This window comes from Qipengyuania profundimaris (assembly GCF_030717945.1).
Taxonomy (GTDB): domain Bacteria; phylum Pseudomonadota; class Alphaproteobacteria; order Sphingomonadales; family Sphingomonadaceae; genus Qipengyuania; species Qipengyuania profundimaris.
Genome location: NZ_JAVAIM010000001.1, coordinates 1,577,652 through 1,600,090 on the forward strand (window position 1 = coordinate 1,577,652; position 22,439 = coordinate 1,600,090).

Annotated in this window: 18 protein-coding genes and 2 tRNA genes; 9 read left to right on the forward strand and 11 right to left on the reverse strand. The window is 62.9% G+C overall.

From position 1 onward, the window contains the following. Window positions 1–137: 137 nt before the first annotated feature. Window positions 138–410, forward strand: coding sequence for a hypothetical protein (locus Q9K02_RS07760; protein ID WP_278327029.1), 273 nt, complete (start codon window positions 138–140; stop codon window positions 408–410). A 99-nt stretch (window positions 411–509) separates the two neighbouring features. Beyond that, window positions 510–3,275, forward strand: coding sequence for a preprotein translocase subunit SecA (gene secA, locus Q9K02_RS07765; RefSeq protein WP_305932379.1), 2,766 nt, complete (start codon window positions 510–512; stop codon window positions 3,273–3,275). Window positions 3,276–3,293: 18 nt separating this feature from the next. Here secA and Q9K02_RS07770 read toward each other — a convergent pair whose 3' ends face one another. Further along, window positions 3,294–3,911, reverse strand: coding sequence for a GNAT family N-acetyltransferase (locus Q9K02_RS07770; protein WP_305932380.1), 618 nt, complete (start codon window positions 3,909–3,911; stop codon window positions 3,294–3,296). 60 nt (window positions 3,912–3,971) lie between these two features. Between Q9K02_RS07770 and Q9K02_RS07775 the strand changes: the two genes are divergently transcribed. Next, complete coding sequence (locus tag Q9K02_RS07775; RefSeq protein ID WP_305932381.1) at window positions 3,972–4,709, forward strand: sulfite exporter TauE/SafE family protein; 738 nt, start codon at window positions 3,972–3,974, stop codon at window positions 4,707–4,709. Between the two features lie 5 nt (window positions 4,710–4,714). On the opposite strand, the gene Q9K02_RS07780 is transcribed toward Q9K02_RS07775, so the two are convergent. After that, a tRNA-Asn gene (locus Q9K02_RS07780) sits at window positions 4,715–4,789 on the reverse strand. A gap of 95 nt (window positions 4,790–4,884) precedes the next feature. Then, window positions 4,885–5,664 carry an NAD kinase gene (locus Q9K02_RS07785; protein WP_305932382.1) on the reverse strand — a complete coding sequence of 260 codons (780 nt, stop codon included), beginning with the start codon at window positions 5,662–5,664 and terminating at the stop codon, window positions 4,885–4,887. Window positions 5,665–5,794: 130 nt separating this feature from the next. Here Q9K02_RS07785 and Q9K02_RS07790 point away from each other — a divergent pair, with 130 nt between their 5' ends. Continuing rightward, complete coding sequence (locus Q9K02_RS07790) at window positions 5,795–7,117, forward strand: GGDEF domain-containing phosphodiesterase (protein ID WP_305932383.1); 1,323 nt, start codon at window positions 5,795–5,797, stop codon at window positions 7,115–7,117. On the opposite strand, the gene mfd is transcribed toward Q9K02_RS07790, so the two are convergent. Then, window positions 7,114–10,605: a transcription-repair coupling factor gene (gene mfd, locus Q9K02_RS07795; RefSeq protein ID WP_305932384.1), complete on the reverse strand. Its 3,492-nt coding sequence runs from the start codon at window positions 10,603–10,605 to the stop codon at window positions 7,114–7,116. The genes Q9K02_RS07790 and mfd overlap by 4 nt on opposite strands. A 117-nt stretch (window positions 10,606–10,722) precedes the next feature. Further along, entirely contained in the window at window positions 10,723–11,001 is a 279-nt protein-coding gene (locus tag Q9K02_RS07800) for an FAD assembly factor SdhE (RefSeq protein ID WP_305932385.1), read from the reverse strand. A 161-nt stretch (window positions 11,002–11,162) separates the two neighbouring features. Here Q9K02_RS07800 and recG point away from each other — a divergent pair, with 161 nt between their 5' ends. Continuing rightward, complete coding sequence (gene recG / locus Q9K02_RS07805; protein ID WP_305932386.1) at window positions 11,163–13,226, forward strand: ATP-dependent DNA helicase RecG; 2,064 nt, start codon at window positions 11,163–11,165, stop codon at window positions 13,224–13,226. Here the strand turns inward: recG and Q9K02_RS07810 are convergent. From Q9K02_RS07810 to Q9K02_RS07835, 6 genes are all read right to left on the reverse strand, one after another. After that, window positions 13,223–14,029 (reverse strand): fructosamine kinase family protein, encoded by an 807-nt coding sequence (locus Q9K02_RS07810; protein WP_305932387.1) that lies wholly within the window; start codon window positions 14,027–14,029, stop codon window positions 13,223–13,225. The genes recG and Q9K02_RS07810 overlap by 4 nt on opposite strands. After that, window positions 14,026–15,366: an ABC1 kinase family protein gene (locus tag Q9K02_RS07815; protein ID WP_305932388.1), complete on the reverse strand. Its 1,341-nt coding sequence runs from the start codon at window positions 15,364–15,366 to the stop codon at window positions 14,026–14,028. Before Q9K02_RS07815 ends, Q9K02_RS07810 begins: the two co-directional genes overlap by 4 nt. Then, the gene (locus Q9K02_RS07820; protein ID WP_305932389.1) at window positions 15,359–15,832 is read right to left on the reverse strand and encodes a low molecular weight protein-tyrosine-phosphatase; all 474 of its coding nucleotides are present in this window, start codon (window positions 15,830–15,832) and stop codon (window positions 15,359–15,361) included. Before Q9K02_RS07820 ends, Q9K02_RS07815 begins: the two co-directional genes overlap by 8 nt. 39 nt (window positions 15,833–15,871) lie before the next feature. Next, on the reverse strand, window positions 15,872–17,071 hold the full coding sequence (locus Q9K02_RS07825; RefSeq protein ID WP_305932390.1) for a GGDEF domain-containing protein: 1,200 nt from the start codon (window positions 17,069–17,071) through the stop codon (window positions 15,872–15,874). A gap of 94 nt (window positions 17,072–17,165) precedes the next feature. Further along, complete coding sequence (locus Q9K02_RS07830) at window positions 17,166–17,294, reverse strand: Entericidin EcnA/B family protein (protein WP_305932391.1); 129 nt, start codon at window positions 17,292–17,294, stop codon at window positions 17,166–17,168. Between the two features lie 85 nt (window positions 17,295–17,379). Further along, window positions 17,380–17,456, reverse strand: a tRNA-Pro gene (locus Q9K02_RS07835). 79 nt (window positions 17,457–17,535) lie between these two features. Here Q9K02_RS07835 and thyA point away from each other — a divergent pair. From thyA to Q9K02_RS07855, 4 genes are all read left to right on the forward strand, one after another. Further along, a complete protein-coding gene (thyA, locus tag Q9K02_RS07840; RefSeq protein ID WP_305932392.1) occupies window positions 17,536–18,492 on the forward strand; it encodes a thymidylate synthase in 957 nt (318 codons plus the stop codon). Window positions 18,493–18,583: 91 nt separating this feature from the next. Then, complete coding sequence (locus Q9K02_RS07845; protein WP_305932393.1) at window positions 18,584–19,897, forward strand: 3-methyl-2-oxobutanoate dehydrogenase (2-methylpropanoyl-transferring) subunit alpha; 1,314 nt, start codon at window positions 18,584–18,586, stop codon at window positions 19,895–19,897. Then, complete coding sequence (locus tag Q9K02_RS07850; protein WP_305932394.1) at window positions 19,894–20,955, forward strand: alpha-ketoacid dehydrogenase subunit beta; 1,062 nt, start codon at window positions 19,894–19,896, stop codon at window positions 20,953–20,955. The genes Q9K02_RS07845 and Q9K02_RS07850 overlap by 4 nt, the downstream gene beginning before the upstream one ends. A 5-nt stretch (window positions 20,956–20,960) precedes the next feature. Next, a complete protein-coding gene (locus Q9K02_RS07855) occupies window positions 20,961–22,274 on the forward strand; it encodes a dihydrolipoamide acetyltransferase family protein (RefSeq protein WP_305932395.1) in 1,314 nt (437 codons plus the stop codon). Window positions 22,275–22,439: the final 165 nt, after the last annotated feature.

Consider the following 22,439-nt stretch of genomic DNA (forward strand, 5'->3'; position numbering starts at 1 on the left):
CATCGCCCACCGTTTGCCGGGTGCTATCGGAAGTATGGTTACCAGCGGGTAAAGATGTCGCGCCGGATGCGGCGAGCCTGTGGGCCGAACGGGCGGACGGTAGACAATTCGGCCATTCGCGCTATCTTGTGCTGCGTATGCTGAAGCGCCTGCTCACATTTCTGGCGATCATCACGGGCCTGACCGCGGTCGGTGCGCCGGTGCATGTATCTGCGGCAGGAACGCTCGGCGTCGCGCTGGAGCAGAGCCAGCGGGCCGACCAGCCGGTCAAGGGTGACATCGCCACCTGCGAAGAGCGGGAGCGGCAGCGCAAGGCGCGCGGTGAGAAAGCGCGTCCATGTCGACCGGCCAGCACCGTCACCGTCGTCATCCCGACCGTGATGTTCGGGCCCGACCGCGCCTTCGAATAAGGTCTCTACCGCGCCAGTATTCCAAGACCCGGCACCGCAGGCGTGCGCGGGCATTCCATCTATAGACACAGCCTTCCAGATTCAGGGGCACCCAGTTCCATGTTCAATTCCGTGATGAAAGCCGTCTTCGGCTCGTCCAACGATCGTTACGTCAAATCGCTCGGCAAGATCGTCGACCAGATAAACGCGCTCGAACCGCAGCTGCAGGCGCTTTCCGACGAAGAGCTGGCAGCCCAGACCGAGAAGTTCCGCGCGCAGCTCGCCGATGGCAAGACGCTGGACGACATTCTGCCAGAAGCCTTTGCCACCGTCCGCGAAGCATCTGTCCGTGTGCTCGGCATGCGCCACTTCGACGTACAGATGGTCGGCGGCATCGTGCTCCATCGCGGCGAGATCGCGGAGATGAAGACAGGCGAGGGCAAGACGCTTGTCTCGACGCTCGCCACCTATCTCAACGCCATCGAGGGCAAGGGCGTCCATGTCGTCACCGTCAACGATTACCTCGCGCGCCGCGACGCCGAGTGGATGGGGCGCTTGCACCAGTTTCTCGGCCTGACGGTCGGGGTGATCGTTCCGAACCTCAACGAGTTCGAGCGGCGCGAAGCGTACAACTCCGACGTTACCTATTCGACCAATAACGAGCTCGGCTTCGATTACCTGCGCGACAATATGAAGCACGAGCGCAGCCAGATGGTGCAGCGCCCCTTCAATTTCGCGGTGATCGACGAAGTCGATTCGATCCTGATCGACGAAGCGCGAACGCCCCTGATCATTTCCGGGCCGACCGAGGACAAGTCCGATCTCTACATCTCGATCGACGAGGTGGTGAAGACCTTCCCCGAGGACTGGTACGAGAAGGACGAGAAGCAGCGCAGCATCCAGTTGACCGAAGAAGGCACCGAGGAGGTCGAGAAGCTCCTCATCGAGCGCGGCTTGCTCGAAACCGAGAACCTCTACGACGTGGAGAACACCCAGGTCGTGCACCATCTCGACCAGGCGCTGCGTGCCGTGCACATGTTCAAGAAAGACACCGACTACATCGTCAAGGACGACAAGGTGGTCATCATCGACGAGTTTACCGGCCGCATGATGGACGGCCGCCGCTGGTCGAACGGCCTGCACCAGGCAGTCGAAGCCAAGGAAGGCGTGAAGATCGAGCCGGAGAACCAGACGCTCGCCTCGATCACCTTCCAGAACTATTTCCGCATGTATCCCAAGCTGTCCGGCATGACCGGGACGGCAGCCACCGAAGCGGCGGAATTCTGGGACATCTACAAGATGAACGTGGTCGAAATCCCGACCAACGTTCCCGTCCAGCGCATCGACGAGGACGACGAGTTCTACAAGAACACGCAGGACAAGTTCCGCGCCATCGCCAAGGCGATCCGCGAGAAGAACGAGATCGGCCAGCCGGTTCTCGTCGGCACGGTGTCGATCGAAAAGTCCGAGCTGCTGAGCGAATTCCTCAACCAGGAAGGCGTGGAGCACGAGATCCTGAATGCCCGCCAGCACGAGCGTGAAGCGCATATCGTTGCCCAGGCGGGCCGCATCGGCGCCGTCACCATTGCGACCAACATGGCCGGTCGCGGCACCGACATCCAGCTGGGTGGCAATGTCGATTTCAGGATCGGCGACGAGCTGGCCGATATGCCGGACGGCCCTGAAAAAGACGCGGCGATCGCGAAGATCAAGGACGAGGTCGCGGAGGAAAAGCAGCGCGTGCTCGATGCCGGCGGGCTCTTCGTGCTCGGCACCGAGCGGCATGAGAGCCGCCGCATCGATAACCAGCTGCGCGGACGCTCGGGCCGCCAGGGCGACCCTGGCCTGAGCCGGTTCTACCTCTGTCTCGAAGACGACCTGCTCCGTATCTTCGGCCCGGATACGCTGTTCTCGAAGATGATGAACTCCAACCTCGAGGATGGCGAGGCCATCGGGTCCAAGTGGCTCTCCAAGGCTATCGAGACCGCTCAGAAGAAGGTCGAGGCGCGCAATTACGAGGTTCGCAAGCAAGTCGTCCAGTACGACGATGTGATGAACGACCAGCGCAAGGTCATCTATGAACAACGCGCCGAGATCATGGATAGCGAGGCGGTCGACGATGTGGTCGTCGATATGCGCCACGATGCGATCAATTCGCTGGTGTCCAATGCCTGCCCCCCGGGCTCCTATCCCGAACAGTGGGATATCGAGGGCCTCAAGGAGCAGACCGAAGAGGTTCTCGGGATGAACTTCCCTCTGGACGAGTGGCTCCAGGAGGAACAGGTCGAGCCGGAGATCATCGAGGAGCGCATCCGCGAGGCCGCCGACCAGGCGATGGACAGCAAGCTCGCTTCGGGAGATGCGGCCATGTGGCGGCGGATCGAGAAGAGCATCCTGCTGCAGGAACTCGACAGCGAGTGGAAGGATCACCTCGCGACACTCGACGCGCTGCGGCAGGTCGTGGGCCTGCGTGCCCATGCGCAAAAGCAGCCTCTCAACGAGTACAAGCAGGAAGCCTTTACCCTGTTCGAAAGCATGCTCGACAAGCTGCGCGAGACGGTGACCAACAAGCTGCTGCGCATCGAACTGCGCGAGCCGGAACCGCTGCCGCCCATCGACCTGCCCGAACTGCCGGACTTCCTGACCGGCCATATCGACCCCCTCACCGGGCTCGACAATTCGGAGGACGGCGACGGATCGGAAAGTCGCAAGGCGCTCTTCGGCGCGCTGGCAGGTAGCTCGCAGGCAGCTGTCGGCCCCGGCGGTTCGGCGACGGAAAACCCCTATGCCGACATGCACATCAGCCGCAACGCGCCGTGCCCGTGTGGCTCTGGCAACAAGTACAAGCATTGCCACGGTGCGATCGGAGCCGCTCCGCAGGCTTGAGAATAAGCAGCCCCGCTTCTAAATGGTGCGGGGCTGCCTGACCATCGGAACGAGGGGCGGGGCACCCTCTTCCGGAATGATCGGCCCGCCCATCTCCTCGAACCCGCAGCTGGCGTAGAATCCGCGGTTGGCCGGGTTCGAATTTTCGAGATAGGCGATGGTCCCGGTGTGGTCGCAGGCATCAAGCACGGGCTGGATCAGCTTGCGTCCCAAGCCTTTGCCCTGCGCCGATTGCCGCACGGCGATGCTGAAGAGGTAGGCGTGTTCGAAATTTGGATGACGCGTCTCCATCGCTTCGCCCGTCCGGATACCGCGCCTAACTGCGCCGGCTCCGCATTTGAATAGCGTGGGGATCGCGAACGCGGCGTAATCCATGGTGCTGAAGCTCGCATCGCCGCCCGGCATCATCCACATGCAGGCGCCGTCGGTGCCGCTGGTGTAGCAATATCCGCGTTGCGAGTAGATCCGGCGTGCCTGCAGGCGGAACAGATGCTCGATCCCTGCGAAATTGCCGAACAGCCAAGCATTGAACGGATCGTGACGAAAAGCGTCGGCGGTGATGTCGCCCAGCAATCTCGCATCATCCGGTCCCGCTCGGCTGAGGCTGTCGCTCAGGACAATATCGTCTGCTGTCATTGCGTTCTTAACCCCCATCGCAAGCTAGCGAGACGGGGCGGGGCGGTCTAGTCGCACCAAATGCCGCTTTTGATCCTCGCCTTCTTCGTCACCGCGCTGCTTTACGCCAGCGTCGGGTTCGGCGGCGGCTCCACCTATACCGCGCTCCTGGCGCTGTCAGGACTGGACTATCGCATCCTTCCGTTGCTTGCGCTCTCCTGCAACATCGTCGTGGTTGCTGGGAGCACCACGCGGTTCGCGCGAGCCGGGGTTACGCCTTGGCGAAGTGCGGGGCTTCTCACAGCGCTTGCTGCACCCGCCGCTTTGGTGGGAGGACTGACTCCTATTTCGGAGACACTCTTCCTTACGATCCTGGGTATAAGCCTGCTGTTTGCCGGCGCAGCCCTGCTCCTGAAACCGAGTGTCTCGTCGACAGCGCCAGCCAAGGCAGCGCGCTTCATGCCTTTGTTCGCGATACCGCTCGGCTATCTGGCGGGACTGGTCGGGATCGGCGGCGGCATCTTCCTTGCACCGATTCTTCATCTGGTACGCTGGAACTCGGCCAAGGCGGTGGCTGCCACCGCCAGCCTGTTCATCCTGGTGAACTCGATGTTCGGGCTGGTTGGGCAGACCATCAAGGGGGGCACCGGGCGGATCGCCGTGGCTATCGATTTGGGCCTGCCGCTGCTCTTAGCCGTCGCTATCGGAGGTCAGATCGGCAGTTTTCTGGCGCTCAAATACCTGCCGCAAAGCTGGATACGGCTTGGCACTGCGGCGCTGACCATCTGGGTCGGCGCACGGCTTCTGCTGATGATGTGAGAAAATGGCTCCCCGAGTTGGATTCGAACCAACGACCAAGTGATTAACAGTCACCTACTCTACCGCTGAGCTATCGGGGAGCAGCCCGTTAGGCAGGCCGCGCGTATATGGGGGCGATTCCGGTTTTGCAAGCGGGCAATTGGCAAAAATTCGCAGCTCTGCCGAGCCGTGGCGCTCAGACCACGAATTGCTCTGCAACGATACGTTCGTCGAGCGCGTGGCCGGGGTCGAATAGCAGCGTCAACTCACTATCCTGTGCGATCTCGAGGCTGACTTCAGCGACATCGCGCAGTTCCTTTTGGTCCGCCACTGCACTAACCGGGCGCTTGTTGGGCTCGTTCACACGAAAGGTCACCCGGCTGCGGTCTGGGAGAATTGCGCCCTTCCAGCGCCGCGGCCGGAAGGCCGAAATCGGGGTGAGGGCGAGCAGATGCGAATCCAGCGGCAGGATCGGGCCGTCGGCCGACAGGTTGTACGCGGTCGAGCCTGCGGGAGTCGCCAGAAGCACGCCGTCGCAGACCAGTTCCTTGATCCGGGCCTTGCCGTCGACGCTGACCTCGATCTTCGCGGTCTGGCGCGTTTCGCGCAGCAGCGAGACCTCGTTGATGGCGCAGAAGCGATGCTGCGTGCCATCCTGTGTCGTGGCCTGCATCGACAGGGGAGAGATCGTGACCGGCTTGGCCCGTCCGATCCGGGTCAGCAGCGTATCGGGGTTGCGATTGCGGTTCATGAGGAAGCCGACGGTGCCGACGTTGAGGCCATAGACCGGGATCACGCGGTCGCTGTCCAGCATAGCATGCAAGGTTTGCAGCATGAAGCCGTCGCCCCCTAGCACCACGGCGGCCTCCGCCTCCTCCATCGGGACCCAATCGGCGATGTCGCGAAAATCGGCGGCAGCCTCCTGCGCGCGCTCCGTATCCGATACCAGCAAAGCCAGGCGGCGATATTCGGTCATGGTGCGGCGCGTGCTCCGTTCCGCAGGCAGGTCGCCCGGTTCGGCGCGCTACCTATGGCCGCACGTCCCATTTGGCAACAGAGCCAAATGACTGGATTAAATTGTCGGTAAAGCGGATAGGAACGTTCCCATGGCAACGCTGCCCCAAGACAATACAAGAGAGTCGCGCGATAGCCTGACCGGCCTGGCCGATCTGGAAGAAGCACGCGCGACCATTGCGCGGTGGCAGCGCGATTGGCCGCAGGACACGATCCCGTGCCCGATCCATGCGATGATGATTACGCTCGGCCGGATCGACACCGTCAACGTGGCCTTCGGCGAAAGCGCGGGCGACGGCGCGCTGGTCGAAGTGGCGCAGCGCATCAAGCATTTCGCCGCCGACGAGCTCGACAGCATGGCGTGGCTGGCGGCGCGGATCAGCGGCGGGAGTTTCCTCCTGCTGTCGCGTCAGCAATGCAGCCGCGAACGCTGGGAATGGCTCGCCGAAGCACTTGCCGATGCGATCGCCATGCCGATCGCCAGCCCGGGAGACGATGTCGGAAGCCTGCGCCTGTGGCCGCGCGTGGTCTTGTTACGTGCGACAGAAGACGATTCTCCGGAGCGGATTTTCGATCGATTGTCCGAAATGGCGAACAGTATGCGGCAGGGGCAGGGGCGCAGGATTGACTGGTCGAGCGGCGAAATCGAACTCTCTGGCCGGTCGTTCCGCGATCTGGAGGCCGATTTGCTCGCCGCGATCGACAAGGACGAGATCGAGATCCTGTTCCAGCCGCAGTATGCGCTGGCCGACGACAAGATGATCGGGGCCGAGGCGCTGGCGAGGTGGCACCATCCCACCATCGGGCGCGTCGGGGCGGGATCGCTGTTCCAGATTGCCGAGCGCGCGGATCACGTCGCGCATCTTTCGCGCCATATCGCACAGCGGGCGCTGGAGCAGGCGGTGCATTGGCCCGAGCATCTGCGGCTTTCGCTAAACATCACTCCTGCTGATCTCGCCGCCGACAGCTTTGCGATGGAATTTGCCCGACTGGCCGAGCGGATCGGCTTTTCCATGTCGCGCATCACGCTGGAAATCATCGAGCAGGTCCTGCTCGCCGATCTCGACAGGGTCGGACATGTGCTCGACCAACTCAAGATTTTCGACATCCGCCTGGCGCTCGACGATTTCGGCGCGGGCTTCTGCAATTTCCGCTACCTCAAGGTGCTGCCGATCGACTGCATCAAGCTCGACCGCTCGATGATCGACGGCGTTCTGGAGGACGATCGCGACCTCGCGGTCTTTCGCGCCATCATCGCGATGGCCAGCGCGCTCGATCTCGCGGTCGTGGTGGAAGGCGTGGAGAAGGAAGAGCAGCGCGCGCTGATTGCCGCAGAGGGCTGCGAATATTATCAGGGTTTCCTGCGCGCCGAACCCATGACAGCGCAGGAATTTCTAGAGCTGGCAGAGGCTTAGGCCGCCTTCTTCTCGCGCTTTTGTGCTTTCCGCACGATCCCCGATAGCCCCTTCGTCAATTGGAACAGGCCGTTCAGCCTGCTCTCCGGCGAATTCCATGCGCGGCTGATGACCAGCTTCATGTCGGGCCGCAGCTTGGCCGTTCCCTGCAGGCGATCGACATAAGAGATCAGGCCGGGGCCGTCGGGAAAATCGTCATTATGGAAGGTCACCAGCGTGCCCTGCGCGCCGACGTCGATCTTGGCGACGTTCGCCTCGATGGCCTGATGCTTGATCTCGATCAGGCGGACGAGGTTCGCGGTCGCGGGCGGCAGATCGCCGAAGCGGTCGATCATTTCGGCGGCGAGCGCCTCGATTTCAGCCTTGTCCTCGGCATCGTTAAGACGGCGGTAGAGAGCCATGCGGACGGCGAGGTCCGGCACGTAATCCTCCGGAATCATGATCGGGGCATCGACCGTAATTTGCGGACTGACGCGCTCCGGCTTGGCCTCGAGGCCCAGTTCACCGGCCTTGGCTGCAAGGATCGCGTCCTCGAGCATCGATTGGTAGAGTTCGAAGCCGACCTCGCGGATATGGCCCGACTGTTCGTCGCCCAGAAGGTTGCCTGCCCCGCGAATGTCGAGATCGTGGCTCGCCAGCTGGAACCCGGCGCCGAGGCTGTCGAGATCGCCCAGGACTTTCAGCCGCTTCTCGGCGACCTCGCTCAACTGTGTGTCGGCGGCGTAAGTGAGATAGGCATAGGCGCGCAGTTTCGAGCGGCCCACGCGACCGCGCAACTGATAGAGCTGGGCAAGGCCGAAGATGTCCGCGCGGTGTATAATGATCGTATTCGCGCTCGGCAAATCGAGGCCGCTTTCGACAATCGTGGTCGCCAGCAGCACATCGTATTTACCCTCGTAGAAGGCGCTCATTCGCTCCTCGATCTCGCCCGCGTTCATCTGGCCGTGAGCGGCGACGAACTTGACCTCGGGCACATTCTCATGGAGCCAGTCGGACACCTGTTCCATGTCGGAAATCCGTGGCACCACGATGAAGCTCTGCCCGCCGCGATGGTGCTCGCGTAACAGCGCTTCGCGCATCACCATGTCATCCCATTCCATTACGTAGGTCCGCACAGCTAGACGATCGACTGGCGGAGTCTGGATGGTGGAAAGTTCGCGCAGGCCCGTCATCGCCATCTGCAATGTGCGCGGGATCGGCGTGGCGGTCAGGGTCAGCATGTGCACATCGGCGCGCAGCTGTTTGAGCTTCTCCTTATGCGTCACCCCAAAGCGCTGTTCTTCGTCCACGATGACGAGGCCGAGGTTCTTGAACTTGGTCTGCTTGGACAGGATCGCGTGCGTGCCGACGACGATGTCGACGTCGCCGTTTTCGAGACCGTCGCGCGTCTCTTTCGTTTCTTTAGAGCCCACCAGTCGAGACAGCCGCCCGACCTTGAGGGGAAAGCCGCCAAAGCGCTGGCTGAAATTCTCGAAATGCTGGCGGGCGAGCAGGGTGGTGGGGGCAACCACGGCGACCTGTTGGCCGTTCATCGCGGCGACGAAGGCAGCGCGCAGGGCGACCTCGGTCTTGCCGAAGCCGACATCGCCGCACACCAGCCGATCCATCGGCCTGCCGCTTTCGAGATCACGCAGCACGTCTTCGATCGCGCGCTCCTGATCGTCGGTTTCCTCATACTGGAAGCGGTCGAGGAACTGGTTGTACGGCCCGTCTTCCACTTCGAGCACCGGCGCCTTCTTGAGCGCACGCTGAGCGGCGACCTGCATCAACTCGCCCGCGATCTCACGGATGCGCTCTTTCAGTCGGGCACGGCGTTTCTGCCATGCTTCTCCGCCCAGCCTGTCGAGCTGCACCGCTTCCTCGGAAGAACCGTAGCGGCTGAGCACGTCAATGTTCTCGACCGGAATGAACAGTTTGTCGCCGCCGCGATACTCGAGCTGGACGCAGTCGTGCTTCGACTTGCCGACCGGGATGGGTTCGAGGCCTAGATACTTGCCGATGCCGTGTTCGGTATGAACGATCAGGTCGCCGACGCTGAGCGCCTGCAGTTCGGCGAGGAAGGCGTCGGCATCCTTGCGCTTGCGCTTGCGGCGCACCAGCCGGTCACCGAGGATGTCCTGCTCGGTCAGCAGCTCCAGTTCGTCATTCGCGAAGCTGGCCTCGACGGGCAAGATCATCGCCGAAGGCTTGCCATTTGCTGACTGCCCAAGCGCTTCCTGCCAGCTATCGGCCAGTTGCACCGTAACACCGGCCTCGTTGAGGATAGAGACGATGCGTGAACGGCTGCCCTTGGAATAGGTCGCCAGCAGCGGGCGCTTGTTGGCTTTGCCGATGGCTTTCAGATGGTCGGCCAGCACCGGATAGACATTGTCGCCGCGCGCCCGCTCGGGCGCGAAATCGCGGCCGGAGCGGAAACCGAAGTCGATAACCTTGTCGCTTTCCGGTTCGTCGAAACTGGTCGCGCGATGGGCGGGCGCATCGGCGAGGGCGGACTTGAACTCGTCTTCGGTGAGGTAGAGCGCGTCGGGCTTCAGCGGGCGGTAATTGCCCTTCGCCTGTCCGCTGATCGCGGTTCGCTGGTCATGATAATCGCCGATATCCTTCAGCCGCTCTTCCGCCGCAGCAAGCGAGGCGTTGTCGATGACCACGACATCGTCTTTGCCGAGGTGGTCGAACATCGTGACCAGCTTATCCTCGAACAGCGGCAGCCAATGCTCCATACCGGCGAGCCTGCGCCCCTCGCTGACCGCTTCGTAGAGCGGGTCCTGCGTAGCATTGGCTCCGAACATTTCGCGATAGCGGCTGCGGAAACGCTTGATGCTGTCCTCGTCCAGCAGCGCTTCGCTGGCGGGTAGGAGTAAATGGTTGGCGAGCCGTCCGGTGCTCATCTGCGTGGTGGGATCGAAGCTGCGCAGGCTTTCCAGTTCGTCGCCGAAGAAATCGAGCCGCAGCGCTTCGTCCAGCCCGCTGGGAAAGACGTCCACGATCGACCCGCGGATGGCATACTCGCCCTTGTCGATGACCGTATCGGTGCGGCTGTAGCCCTGTTTCTGCAGCAGCAGCGACAGGCTCTCGCGGCCGATCTCCGTGCCCGGTTTGAACTCGCGCACACTCTCGCGAATACGGAAAGGGGTGAGCACGCGTTGGAGCACGGCGTTGGCCGTCGTTACGACCAGTTGGGCCTTCGCCTTGCCTGTCTGCAGCCGGTGGAGCGCAGCAAGTCGCCGCGCGCTGATCGACAAGGCGGGGCTGGCACGGTCGTAGGGAAGCGAGTCCCATGCCGGGAACTCGATCACTTCCAACTCGGGCGCGAAGAAGGCTGCTGCATCGACGATTCCGCGCATCGCAGCATCGTCGGGCGCGATGAACACGGCACGGCCAGTGCTGGCACGCGCGAGGTCGGCCATCACGAGCGGTTGCGCGCCGCGCGCGACTTGCGCCAGCGTGAGCGGGGTATCGGCTTTCAGGATACGGGAAAGGTCGGGCATCGGGATCCTGTCGTCGGGGCGCAGCCTGTCGCACACGCACGAGTGCCCCCCGGCCCGGTCGGGAAGGGGGTGCTTCAGTAATTCGTCACTGGGGAGATAGTGCCCGCAGGCTGCCCGTCAACGCGGAATGTCGACGTAATCGAGTTCCTGCATCGCTTCCATCAACTCGCCCTGGAAGCGCGGCGGGGTGGGCTGGGTCTTTAGCGCCCAAGCCATGACGTCCACATCGTCTTCCTCGAGCAGCATTTCGAACCATGCGAGCTCTTCTTCGGACCAGTCCGCGCTGTAGCGATCGAAAAAGCCGCCGATCATGTAATCGGCCTCGCGCGTGCCGCGGTGCCAGGCGCGAAACTTCGCGCGCTGCTTGCGGCCATCGAAGGTGAGCATCTCGGGCATGGGGAGCGATTAGGGCACGCCTCTCGGCGTTTCAACAGTCATTGCGAGCGAAGCGAAGCAATCCATCGTGCGACGCCTGAGCTGTGGACAGCCTTGGAGATGGATTGCTGCGTCGCCTCCGGCTCCTCGCAATGACGGGCGGAAGTTGGTAGCGACCGGCCATGCGCCCCGATGTCCTCAATCCGCTGTTTGCCGAAACGGAAACGCTCGACGGCGTCGGGCCGAAGCTGAAGAAACCGCTTGGGCGCCTCGGCCTCACGCGAATACGCGATCTCGATTATCACCTACCCGAACGCTTCGTGACCCGCCGCGCAGTCGGCAACATCGACGAGGCCGGCGAGGGCGAGCAGATCGTCGTCAAGCTGACTGTCACTGAACATCGCGCCAGCCGCAGTCCGCGCGCGCCCTACCGGGTGCTGGCACAGGATGCGATCGGTAATATCCTCGCGCTGACGTATTTCGGGCGCGCGTCCTACACTGCGAAAAAGCAGCTACCGGTTAGCGAGACGCGCTGGGTGGCAGGCAGGCTGGAACGCTTCGGCGACATGCTGCAGATCGTCCATCCGGACCATGTTTTGGAAGAAGGCGGCGAGAGCCTCCAGCGCCTGTGCGAGCCGGTCTATCGCCTCTCCGAAGGCCTCACTCAGCCGAAGGTCGCGGGGCTGGTCGAGCAAGCGCTGGAGCGTACGCCTGAACTGCCCGAATGGATCGACGCTTCGCAGCTCGACAAGGAAGAGTGGCCCGCGTGGCGCGATGCGCTGGTACTGGCCCACAAGGGCGAGAACAAAGCCGCGCGCGACAGGCTCGCCTATGATGAGCTGCTCGCCAACAGCTTGGCTCTAATGCTGGTGCGCGCAGACAATCGCAAGCGGCGCGGCCAGGCGCTGCAAGGCGACGGCAGCTATCGTGGACGGCTCGAACTTTCGTTCCCTTTGACTGGCGCGCAAAAGCGTTCGATTGCCGAGATCGAGGGCGACATGGCGCAGGAGGCGCCCATGCTGCGGCTGCTGCAAGGCGATGTCGGTGCGGGCAAAACGGTGGTCGCGCTGGAAGCCATGCTGATTGCGGTGGAGGCGGGCGCGCAAGCCGCGCTGCTGGCCCCGACCGAAATCCTCGCAAGACAGCACTACGAGAGCCTGCGCCGGATGGCCGAACCTACCGGCGCGCATGTCGCGCTGCTGACCGGGCGCGACAAGGGCAGGGCGCGCGAGGCGACGCTGATGGGTTTGCTCGACGGTAGTGTTGACATCGTGGTCGGCACCCATGCGATCTTTCAGGACAAGGTCGCCTATCGCAATCTCGCCATGGTCGTGATCGACGAGCAGCATCGGTTCGGGGTCGGCCAGCGGCTCATGCTTGCCAGCAAGGGCAAGCGCGCTCCGCATGTGTTGGCAATGACCGCCACGCCGATCCCGCGCACGCTGACGCTGGCGCAATATGGCGAGCTCGATGTCAGCAAGCTCGACGAACTGCCGCCGGGCCGACAGGCGATCGATACCGTCGTGATGGGGCAGGACAAGATCGGCCCGCTGGTCGATCGTCTCACCGCCCAGATTGCGGAAGGGCGGCAGGCCTACTGGGTGTGCCCCATGGTCCGCGAACTGGACCGGCCCGAGGAAATCGCGGCCGCCGAAGCGCGCTATTCTGCGCTTAAGGAGCGGTTCGGCAAGGATGTCGTCTTGGTGCACGGCCAACTCGCGCCCGAGATTAAAGATGCGGCAATGGAGCGGTTCGCCAGCGGCGATGCGAAGCTGTTGGTGGCGACGACCGTTATCGAAGTCGGCGTGGACGTGCCCAATGCGACGCTGATGGTGATCGAACAGGCCGAGCGCTTCGGTCTCGCGCAGCTTCACCAGTTGCGTGGACGCGTGGGGCGGGGCAGCGAGAAGAGCTTCTGCGTCTTGCTGCATGGCGAGAACCTGTCCGAGACCGCTCAGGAACGGCTGAAACTGATGCGCCAGACGCAGGACGGTTTCCTGCTTGCGGAAGAAGATCTGCGCCTGCGCGGCGGCGGGGAATTGCTCGGCACGCGGCAATCGGGCGACACACCTTTCACCGTCGCCAGCCTCGACCAGATCACCCAGCTACTGCCGAAGGCCTATGACGATGCGCGGCTTCTCATGGAGCGGGACGGCGGTCTCGAAGGCAAGCGAGGCGAAGCGGCAAGAGTGCTGCTCTATCTCTTCGAACGGGACTACGGCGTGAGGACGCTTCGGGGCGGCTAGAAGCCGAGCAAATCCAGTTCGCGCGTGACGGCGCTGCGATAGCTTGCACCGAATAGCCGAACGTGGACCAGCCACATCCACAGGCGATAGATCGGCTGGCGCCCCTGCCAACCGTGATCTAGCTGCAGAGCATCGAAGAACGCGGACGGCGGATTGTCGAACATGGTGAGCGAGGCCGCATCGACTTCGCGGTGGCCGATATAGGCGCAAGGGTCGATCAGGACGGCGCGGCCATCGTTTGCGTGGACGATGTTGCCGCCCCACAAATCGCCGTGGACAAGTGCGGGAGCGGGTGCAGACGGAAGAAGGTCGTGCAATCGCTCAGCGAGCGCCACTACGCGTTTGGCCACCTCCGCATCGAGATGCGGCAGGTGGCAGAGCAACCGATTGTCGCGCCAGAAATCCGCCCAGTTGCCGGAACGAGAGTTCGGCACCTCGACATGTTTGAGCGCGTAATCCTCGTCCCAACCGAATGCTTCATCGTAGCTACCAGTCAGGCAAAGCAGGGTCTCGGCAAGTGCTTGCCAGCGATCGTGAGCATCGATTGCGCCGCTCTCAATGTTTTCCATGACCAGGCAATGCGATCGCCATCCGTGTACCGCCGGGACCGGCGCGCCGGTTTCTGCCATGGCGCGGAGCATGCGCCCTTCGGCCTCGACCATCGGACCGCGTTTGATCACGACCCTGCGGCCATCGGTGAGAGTCGCGAGGCTCGCGCCGGAGATGTCGCCGCCGGGCAGGGGCGTCTGTTCGGCGATTGCACTGCTGGTAATCTGCTCGACTGGCTCTCGATCGGTCGTCAAGCAGTCCTCGCAAACGTCGCTTCGACGATACCGCGCACATCGACCCGCGCTTTAAGCCTTGCGCCAAGCAGAGCCGTGCCGCTGACCTTGCGCTGGACGAAGAGCGTCTCCGCCGGCGGCAGGTGCCAACTCTCGCGATCCTGCGCGATCGGCATAACGGTATCGCGAATTTCGGGAACAAAGGCGCGGTCGCCGAAGTCGAGTTTTTCCTGTCGGGCCATCTCGGTCACGATAATGTCGATAGCCTTGTCGACCCGGTCCGGGTGACGTTCCACCGCGCGAGGATTGATGAAGCCGGCTGTGATGGCTTCTTCGCGTACCTGCTCGCGATCCTCGGCGAGCCCAGCCATCAGCAGGCGCCGGTAGGACAGGGCGATAGCCGGATCGATTTGCCGCGCCGCACCGAAATCCAGCAGGACGATCTGTTCCGTGTCCGAGCGATAGCGGTAATTGGCGAAATTCGGATCGGTCTGCATCAGCCCGAATTCGAACAATTCGCTGGCAACCAGCTCGATTAGGTTTGTGAAGATGCGATCGATAGTTCCTTGGGTCTCATCGGCCAGAGTTTCTATCGGACGCCCTTCCTCGAAACTCATCACCAAGACCCGGTCGCGGTTCAGCTCCGTGTCCAGCTCCGGTACTATGAAGCGGTCGTCATCGCGCAAGCGCTCGGCGAAAGCCTGCATCATCTCGCCTTCGCGCCGATAATCGGCCTCTTCGTGCAATTGCTGTTTGGCAGCCGCGAGAAGCGGGCCGATGTCCAGTTCCTTCGGAAGCAGCCCGGCGATCTTGAGCAGCGAGGCGACATTGTCGACGTCGGAATCGATACTCTGGGCGATCCCGGGATATTGCACTTTGACCGCCAATGACCGCCCGTCTGGTGTCAAAGCGCGGTGGACCTGGCCGATGGATGCAGCAGCGATCGGGCGCGGCTCGAACCGGCGGAACTGCCGTCGCCAGTCCTTCCCCCATTCCGCACTCAAGACCTTGTCGAGCTGGCGGGGCGGCATAAAGTCGGCTCGTTCGCGGAGGCGCGCAAGTATCTCCGCCAGCTCCGGCGGCAGGAAATCTCCTGCGTCCATAGAGATCATCTGACCCAGCTTCATGGCCGCACCGCGCAAATGCGACAGGCGATCGGCAAGCCGCATTGCATTGCCCGGTGTCAGGATCAGCTGGTCGATCCGGGGGCGCTCGCCCGCCGCGAGCCGCCGCGCTCCCTCGCTCAGCATGCCCCCGGCCACCCCTCCGGCAAGGCGCGTGAAGCCAGCCAGTCGGCCCGCGCGGGATGAGGGCACCGAGCGATGGCGGTCGCGCGGATCTTCTGTGTCGTCAGCCATTCCGATCGATCAGCACAGCGACCAATGCGTTTGCTCCAGCTTGCACCTCGGCCCAAGTCTGCCGGAACCCGTCGGCCCCGCCGTAATAGGGATCGCCGACCTCCCTGCCGTTCTGGCCGGGCACGAGATCGAGCAGCATCGCCACCTTCGCCTTGCCATCGCCGGGATCGCGCTGCGCGATGTTCTGCATGTTCGACTTGTCCATGCCGAGGATGAAATCGAACTCGTGGAAGTCTTCCGCTGCCAGCTGGCGTCCGCGAAAGGCGCGAATGTCGATTCCTTGGCGCTGCGCCTCCTCAATGCTCCGCGGATCGGGCGGCTCGCCGACATGGTAATCGGCAGTCCCGGCGCTATCGACCTCGACTTCGAGACCCGCTTCCTCTGCGGCCTTGCGAAAAGCCGCTTCGGCGAGGGGGGATCGGCAGATATTTCCGAGACAGACGAAAAGGACTTTGGTGTTGGCCATGGCGCAAACTTGGGCACCATCAGCTCTCGACGCAAGTGCTCAGGCTGCGACGCGGACCTGATTGCGACCGCCGGTCTTGGCTTCGTAGAGCGCTTCGTCGGCGCGGGCCATGATATGGTCGATGTCGTCGTCGGACTGGAATTCGGCTACGCCCACGCTGATCGTGAACGGGATAATCGCGTCGCCATGGCGCACCGGTTTGCCGTCGATGGCGAGGCGCAAGCGCTCGCAGACAGTCTTCGCCCCCTCGATATCTGCCTTGGGCAAGATGATTGCGAATTCCTCTCCGCCGATCCGGCCCACGAAATCGCGCGTTCGTAGGGAGTCGTCGGCGCGGACCCCGACTTCGCGAATAACCTCGTCTCCGGCCGGATGACCGAAACGATCGTTGATCCGCTTGAAGTGATCGATATCGAAAATCGCGACACATAACTTTCGGGAAGGATCGTTTGCTGCACGCTCGAGCGCTCGACCTAGCGCTTCCATAAAACTACGCCGGTTTGGCAGTCCGGTCAGCGCATCGGTCGCGGCGAACCGTTGAAGTTCACGGCGCGCTTGCGCTTCGGCGTCGACGGCCCGGCGGATGTAGAACGTGGCAACCGTTGCCAGGATCAGCAAAAGGGCGCCGATCCCGGTCAGCCCGTATTGATAGAGTTCATTCTCGCGTGCTCGGCGCTGGGCGAGGGAGGTCTGTTCACGCAGCAACTCGCGCTCGGCACGTTCGATCTCCGAGAGGCCAGCAAGTATCGCCTCGATCGCCCGTCGATCGGCACCTTGGCGGATATAAAAGATCGCTTCGGCGTTCCGGCCGGTCTCTTGCTGTTCGATCATGGCAGAAAATACGGCGTTTAGGCGTTCGAACTGCTCTTCCATGGCTGCAAGGCGCCTGGTCTGCGCAGGGTTGTTTGCGATGAGTTGCGCCAATCGCGTCCGCGCATCCTGCGCATCTCTCACGCCAGTACGATATGGCTGCAGGAACAGCGGATCGTCGGTCAGCAAATAGCCGCGCTCGCCGCGTATCTGCTGCAAGGCGGCGGTGCGGAGCCGGTCGGTTTCGAGCAGCACTTCCAGGGTTTGCGTCTGGCGGGCTTCGTTGGCCGAACGCTCACTGGCCGAACGCTGGGCGCTCCAGCTTGCTCCTGCCAATAGCAGGGCGAGGATGGCAACGCATCCGATGAGGAAATAAGCGCGCCAGTCCGATCCGCGCGATCGCCGCGCGAAATGCCTGATCAGCCACATGATCGGTGAGCCCCACTCATCCGCGGAGCCCTAGCGACTAGAGGGTTAACGAGGCGATAAGCACGGCATGCGAAATCGCCCGTTTGCCAGCCCTTCAGGTGACGCGGTCTCCGGCGTCTGCAACCGATTGGATGTCCTGGCCAAGCCCGCGCACCGTATTGCAGGCCGATAAAGACATCGCACCTGCGGCGACCAGGGCGACTACGGCGAATTTGCGAAGCATCTCGAAGACATCCTTTGCTCTGACGCCCTCGGGCGCGGTCCACCGCGTCGTTACGCAGAATGGGTTGATCGGCGATGAACGAAATTGGTCGGGGAGAGAGGATTCGAACCTCCGGCCCCTGCCTCCCGAAGACAGTGCTCTACCAGGCTGAGCTACTCCCCGACCGGATGCGTGGCGGGGCGGACCCCGCGAGGCAGAGGCGGCCCTATAGGTGTGGATTGCCGCACGTGCAAGCGGGCATTTGGCCGATTTTCGGGATAGAGCCGGTGGTGTGGAAAACGCACATTACGAACAGCAATATCTCGACCTGATGCAGCGCATCTGGCGCGAAGGCGACGAGCGGCGCGATCGCACGGGTATCGGCACGCGATCGGTCTTTGGCGCGAGTCTGCGATTCGACATGGCGGATGGAGCGATGCCGCTGCTGACCACCAAGCGGGTCTACTGGAAAACGGCCACCCGCGAGATGCTGTGGTTCCTCACCGGCGACACCAATATCCGCCCGCTCGTGCTGCAAGGCGTCAAGATCTGGAACGAGTGGCCCCATGCGCGCTACGTCAAGGAGGCCGGCGAGGACATCGCGCTCGACGAGTTCGTGCAGCGGATTGCCGAGGACGAGACTTTTGCGCAGCGCTGGGGCGATCTTGGTCCGGTCTATGGCAAGCAATGGGTCGACTGGCCGACCTATCGCTATCGCAAGGACGGGCTGTTCGAGCCGGGTGAGGGCATCAACCAGGTTGCCGAAGTGGTCGAATCGCTCCGCAGCAACCCCGGCAGCAGGCGCCACATCATCGAGGGCTGGAACGTCGCGGAGCTCGACCGGATGGCTTTGCCGCCGTGCCACAAGACCTACCAGTTCCATGTCGCGGGCGACCGGCTGAATTGCCTGCTCTACCAGCGCAGCTGCGATGTCGCGCTCGGCTTGCCGTTCAACCTGTGGTCGGCAGCGCTGCTGGCGCGCATGATCGCCCAGCAGGTCGATCTCGAACCGGGTGAGCTGGTATGGATGGGCGGCGATACGCACCTCTATCTCAATCACCAGCACCTGATCGAGGAGCAGCTCTCGCGGGAACCTCGCGGGCATCCGACGCTTGCCATAAAGCGGCGTCCGCCGACGATCTTCGACTATCGCATTGAGGATTTCGAGGTTCGCGACTACACGCCGCAAGGGCCCATCAAGGCGCCCGTCGCCGTGTGATCCGGACCGAGCGGTCTGCATCCCTTGACCGTTTCGCGCGCGTGAAATAATATAACGCCTGCGCGTAAGATTGCGTCTGGGAGAGTTTTCTATGGCCGACAGGCCCACCGGAGCCGGACAGGGCGATAATCGTCCCAAGCTGTCGCTCCACGTACCCGAACCCAAGTTCCGGCCCGGCGACGCGGTCGATTTCTCGCATTTGCAGGTGCCCGAGGCCGGCACGGCGATACGTCCCGACGAAACCTGCGACCCGAAGGACATGCACGAGCTCGCCTACGGTCTCGTCCGTGTGCTGGGCGAGGATAACAAGGCGCACGGTGCCTGGGATCCGAAACTCGATCCCGAAACCCTGCGCAAGATGCTGGGCCATATGGCCATGACCCGGGCCTTCGACGAGCGCATGTTTCGCGGGCAGCGGCAGGGCAAGACCAGCTTCTACATGAAATGCACCGGCGAAGAGGCCACCAGCGTGTCTGCCTCCATGGCACTGGCGGCGGACGACATGGTCTTCCCGAGCTATCGCCAGCAGGGCATCCTGATCCAGCGCGGCTATCCGATGATCGAGATGATCAACCAGATCTACTCGAACAAGGGCGACAAGCTGAAGGGCCGCCAGCTGCCGATCATGTATTCGAGCCGCGAGCACAGCTTCTTCACCATAAGCGGCAATCTCGCCACGCAGACTCCGCAGGCCGTGGGGTGGGCGATGGCAAGCGCGATCAAGGGCGACAGCCGGATTGCCGCAACCTGGGTGGGCGAGGGCAGCACGGCGGAGGGCGATTTCCACTCGGCCTGCACCTTCGCGACCGTCTACAATGCGCCGGTCATTCTCAACGTCATCAACAATCAGTGGGCGATTAGCAGCTTCAGCGGCTTTGCCGGAGCCGAGCGCACCACATTCGCAGCACGCGCGCTAGGGTATGGCCTTGCCGGTCTGCGCGTCGATGGCAACGATGCGCTGGCCTGCTATGCCGCCGAGCAGTGGGCGGCCAACCGTGCCCGCGCCAATGCTGGCCCCACCCTGATCGAATTCTTCACGTATCGCGCGGAAGGCCATTCTACCTCCGACGATCCGACCGGCTATCGCAGCGCGCAGGAACGCACCGAATGGCCCCTCGGCGATCCGGTTACGCGTCTCAAGGATCACCTCGTCGCGCTCGGAGAGTGGGACGAGGAGCGGCAGGAGAAGATGGACCTCGAAGCGGCCGAGCACGTCAAGAAAACGACGAAGGAAGCCGAAGCCAACGGCATCCTCGGCCATGGCCTCCATCACCCGTTCCGGACCATGTTCGAGGATGTGTTCGAAGAGCTGCCCTGGCATCTCAAGGAGCAGGCCGAACAGGCGATCCACGAGCGCGAGACCAAATTCCCCGAAGGGCTCCCGAACGGAGGGAAGGGCGCATGAGCGAGACGCAGACCAAGGACGCGCCCGAAAAGGAGCAGGACGTGGAGCGCCGCCTGAACATGATCGAGGCGATCAACGACGCCCTCGATGTGTCGATGGCAAAGGATCCCGACGTCGTCGTGATGGGGGAAGACGTCGGCTATTTCGGCGGGGTCTTCCGCTGCACCGCGGGCCTGCAGGACAAATATGGCAAGACCCGCGTCTTCGACACGCCGATCTCCGAATGCGGCATCATTGCAGTGGCGGTGGGCATGGGTGCCTATGGCTTGCGACCGGTGCCGGAAATCCAGTTTGCCGACTATATCTATCCCGGCCTCGACCAACTGATCTCCGAGGCGGCGCGGCTGCGCTATCGCTCGGCGGGCGAATATATTGCGCCGATGACCGTTCGCTCGCCGTTCGGCGGAGGTATTTTCGGTGGGCAGACGCATAGCCAGAGCCCAGAGGCGATCTTCACCCATGTTTCGGGCCTCAAGACGGTGATCCCGTCAACGCCCTATGACGCCAAAGGCCTGCTGATTAGCGCGATCGAAGACAACGACCCAGTCATCTTCTTCGAGCCAAAGCGCATCTATAACGGGCCGTTCTCCGGCTATTACGACAAGCCCGCGCAGCCGTGGAAGCGGTTCGACGAAAGCGTCGTGCCGGAAGGGCACTACAGCATCCCGCTCGGCAAAGCGCGGCGCGTGACAGAAGGCGATCGCGTCACGATCCTCGCCTATGGCACCATGGTCCATGTGGTCGAAGAGGTGTGCAAGCAAAAAGGCGTCGAAGCCGACATTCTCGACCTGCGCACGCTTGTCCCGCTGGACATCGAGGCGATCGAGGCATCGGTCGAGCGCACCGGGCGCTGCTTGATCGTTCACGAGGCAACGCGCACCAGCGGGTTCGGCGCGGAACTTTCCGCGTTGGTTACCGAACGGTGTTTCTATCACCTCGAAGCGCCGGTCGAGCGTGTGACCGGCTTCGACACACCTTATCCCCACAGCCTCGAATGGGCGTATTTCCCGGGTCCGATCCGTATCGGCGAGGCCCTCGACAAGATTCTGGCGGAGTAACCGCAATGGCGAAGTTCACATTCAATATGCCCGACATCGGCGAAGGCATCGCCGAAGCGGAAATCGTGCAATGGCACAAGCAGGTCGGCGACACGGTCCAGGAAGACGAGGAATTCGTCGACATGATGACCGACAAGGCGACCGTGCCGATGGAAAGCCCGGTCAACGGCAAGATCCTCGAAATCGCCGGCGGCGAGGGCGACATGGTCTCGATCGGCTCGATGTTGGTTGTGATCGACGTCGAGGGCGAAGTGCCCGACGAGGTCGCCGAGGAAAACGACGCGGCCGCTGAGGCCACGCCCGCACCTGCGCCGAAGGACGAAGAGGTCGAAGAGCGGATCGAGGTCGAGAATCCGGACCCCTCCGATGCCGACGATGCTATGGCGGCCGATCCGAGCCCGCCGCCTGCTCCGTCGCCGACACCCGCTCCGAAACCGGAGGCTAAAGCGGATACGAAGGTCCTCGCCACCCCCGCCGTGCGCAAGCGCGCCAAGGATCTCGGCGTCGATCTGGCGCAGGTGAAGCCTGCCGAGGACGGCCGGGTCCGCCACGGTGATCTCGACCAGTTCTTGTCCTACAACTCGGGCTATGGCTCGGCTGCGCCCACGCGCGAGGACGAGGAAAAGAAGGTCATCGGCATGCGCCGTCGCATTGCCGAGAATATGGCCGCATCGAAGCGCAACATCCCGCACTTCTCTTACGTTGAAGAGGTCGACGTTACGGACCTCGAGGAATTGCGCGCCCAGCTCAACGCCAATCGCGGCGACAAGCCGAAGCTGACCATCCTGCCGATGCTGATTACCGCGATCTGCAAGACGCTGCCCGACTTCCCGATGATCAATGCGCGCTATGACGACGAGGCCGGCGTGGTCACGCGTTACGGCGCCGTACACATGGGCATGGCGGCCCAGACCGATGCGGGTCTGATGGTGCCGGTCATCAAGAATGCGCAGGCGCAGAACCTGTGGCAGCTCGCAAACGAGATTTCCCGCCTCGCCGATGCAGCACGGAACGGAACTGCCAAGTCGGAAGAGATGCAGGGCGGCACGCTGACCGTAACCTCGCTTGGCCCGCTGGGCGGTGTCGCGACGACGCCGGTCATCAACCGCCCGGAAGTGGCGATCATTGGTCCGAACCGGATCATCGAGCGGCCGATGTACGTCATCGGCAGCGATGGCGCGGAGCGGATCGAGAAGCGCAAGCTGATGAACATTTCGATCAGCTGCGACCATCGCGTCGTCGATGGCTGGGATGCAGCGAGTTTCGTGCAGGCGCTGAAGAAATTGCTGGAAGCGCCGGCCCTGATCCTCGTCAGCTAAACGCGCTGCGCCTCACGGCGTCGTAACGGGTGGGTACGCCTGCGTCTGGATATCCAGCGCCGATTGCGCTGCCAGCGCCCCGCCTGCGAGCATGGTGAGCGACACGACCAGAAAAGCTGTTCTCAGCATTGCGAGCCCCCGTTCCCCACGCGGATTGCGATGGGT

Coding starts and splice junctions, on each gene's coding strand:
- Q9K02_RS07790 (WP_305932383.1), top strand. CDS start 5,795: ATGGCAACGCTGCCCCAAGACAATACAAGAGAGTCGCGCGATAGCCTG.
- recG (WP_305932386.1), top strand. CDS start 11,163: ATGCGCCCCGATGTCCTCAATCCGCTGTTTGCCGAAACGGAAACGCTC.
- Q9K02_RS07845 (WP_305932393.1), top strand. CDS start 18,584: ATGGCCGACAGGCCCACCGGAGCCGGACAGGGCGATAATCGTCCCAAG.
- Q9K02_RS07785 (WP_305932382.1), bottom strand. CDS start 5,664: ATGACCGAATATCGCCGCCTGGCTTTGCTGGTATCGGATACGGAGCGC.
- Q9K02_RS07825 (WP_305932390.1), bottom strand. CDS start 17,071: ATGTGGCTGATCAGGCATTTCGCGCGGCGATCGCGCGGATCGGACTGG.
- Q9K02_RS07850 (WP_305932394.1), top strand. CDS start 19,894: ATGAGCGAGACGCAGACCAAGGACGCGCCCGAAAAGGAGCAGGACGTG.
- Q9K02_RS07800 (WP_305932385.1), bottom strand. CDS start 11,001: ATGCCCGAGATGCTCACCTTCGATGGCCGCAAGCAGCGCGCGAAGTTT.
- secA (WP_305932379.1), top strand. CDS start 510: ATGTTCAATTCCGTGATGAAAGCCGTCTTCGGCTCGTCCAACGATCGT.
- Q9K02_RS07815 (WP_305932388.1), bottom strand. CDS start 15,366: ATGGCTGACGACACAGAAGATCCGCGCGACCGCCATCGCTCGGTGCCC.
- Q9K02_RS07775 (WP_305932381.1), top strand. CDS start 3,972: ATGCCGCTTTTGATCCTCGCCTTCTTCGTCACCGCGCTGCTTTACGCC.
- Q9K02_RS07770 (WP_305932380.1), bottom strand. CDS start 3,911: ATGACAGCAGACGATATTGTCCTGAGCGACAGCCTCAGCCGAGCGGGA.
- Q9K02_RS07820 (WP_305932389.1), bottom strand. CDS start 15,832: ATGGCCAACACCAAAGTCCTTTTCGTCTGTCTCGGAAATATCTGCCGA.
- Q9K02_RS07830 (WP_305932391.1), bottom strand. CDS start 17,294: ATGCTTCGCAAATTCGCCGTAGTCGCCCTGGTCGCCGCAGGTGCGATG.
- Q9K02_RS07855 (WP_305932395.1), top strand. CDS start 20,961: ATGGCGAAGTTCACATTCAATATGCCCGACATCGGCGAAGGCATCGCC.
- Q9K02_RS07760 (WP_278327029.1), top strand. CDS start 138: ATGCTGAAGCGCCTGCTCACATTTCTGGCGATCATCACGGGCCTGACC.
- mfd (WP_305932384.1), bottom strand. CDS start 10,605: ATGCCCGACCTTTCCCGTATCCTGAAAGCCGATACCCCGCTCACGCTG.